The sequence below is a fragment of the Spiroplasma sp. hyd1 genome (assembly GCF_016082235.1).
Classification (GTDB): Bacteria; Bacillota_I; Bacilli_A; order Mycoplasmatales; family Mycoplasmataceae; genus Spiroplasma; species Spiroplasma poulsonii.
Window position 1 is genome coordinate 1 of the sequence record NZ_JXYY01000106.1, and the last position, 1,600, is coordinate 1,600.

Genomic DNA, 1,600 nt, shown 5'->3' on the forward strand with positions numbered 1-1,600 from the left:
GGGAGTGTTGCAAATAAACGGGTATTATTTAATTTATTTAAAAACAAGAAACTTTTTTCTTTTATAAAAAAATAATAACACAAAAAAAATAAAAATACAAATAATAATTTCATATTTTTACACACTAAAAAATATTTTAAAAACTAAGATTATATTATTTTAAATTAACTAAAATTAAATTTCATAATTTTTAAATCTAAAATTTTTTTAAATGTTGAAAACGAAAATGTTTTATTCCCATATCCTAAACAAGATTTTACAACTCTTGAAACATCGCTTTCAGCAGATACGCCAATATTTCACTCTTTATTTTGATTTAAAATACCATTTTTTAAATTAATAAAATACCTTAATTTAATTCTTTCATTCTGTAATGATTTTAAAAAAGTTATAAATTCGTCGTATTTTCCTTNTAAAAATAACTCTTTTGCGTGTAAATAATTTTTAAAGGATTCTTTACTACGATTACCACAATATATATTATTCTTTAATTCTCTTATTGCATGAAATCTATCAAATATAAACATACCATCTAAAATTTTAGCAGTTTTTTTAATTCATTTAGCACTATCTCCACCAATAATTAATTTAATATTTTCATAATTTTTAAAAAATTTCTGAATTTGTTTTTTAATAAAGAACGCATTAAATTCTGCACCCCGAGTTTTCTTATTAAGAAAAAAATAACAATATTTTTTATTTAAAGATTTATTATTTTCTTTTCCAGTATTAAATGAAATTATTCTAACAGTTTGCAAATAAGATTTATTATTTTTATTTTTTAAAGTTACATATGCATCATCTAAATTAATATATAAATTTTTACAATTTTTCAAATCTATTTTTTTATCTTTTCTTTTTATTAATGCTTTTCGTAAAATACGCGAAACAGACGAACAATGTAATTTGNAATTAAACATATCTAATATATCACTATATCTTTTATTTTTTACTATTTCAACAGTTATTTTTAGTTTTAAATTATTAATTATTCTTTGCCATTTTTTAACTCCAAATTGTTTATCAACAAGAGGAACATATTTTCACTTACCCTTATAAAAATATTTGTAAATTCTTCGCTTATAAATCAATATTCCAAATTCTGTTTTAATTTTTCTAGTTTTTATTTCTTTTACAAAATATTTTGTTTTATCTCGTTTTTTAAAAATTATATTATCAATTCTTTCTATTTTTTCTATTAACTGATTTAAAGCATTTTCATAAATATTTACGCTAAATTTATTAAAATTAAACATTTTATTATTTCCTTTCGTTGTTAAATTAAAATTATTAATTAATATATTTCATAAATTTACACCTACTTTAAAAAATGTATAGTATAATTAAAAAAATTATAGCATTTCACAGAAAGGAATAAAAATATGAAAAAATGACTAAGTATTTTAGGAACAATCGGATTAACTACAGCAAGTACAACAACATTAATTAGTTGTGAAAAACCAAATAACAATGAAAACNGGGGGGTAATAAACCAGAACCTAATAAACCACAACAACCGCCAGTTGGAAGTAAATGAAAGTTTATTCCTAGCGGTACAGAAGTAGAAGAAGATAATAAAGAATATATAGTAATTTATGGA

1 protein-coding gene is annotated in these 1,600 nt (G+C 20.0%); it reads right to left on the minus strand.

The window, feature by feature from the left end; genetic code table 4:
* Window positions 1–164: 164 nt before the first annotated feature.
* A complete protein-coding gene (locus TS70_RS08765; protein ID WP_198049783.1) occupies window positions 165–1,256 on the minus strand; it encodes an Mbov_0401 family ICE element transposase-like protein in 1,092 nt (363 codons plus the stop codon).
* Window positions 1,257–1,600: the final 344 nt, after the last annotated feature.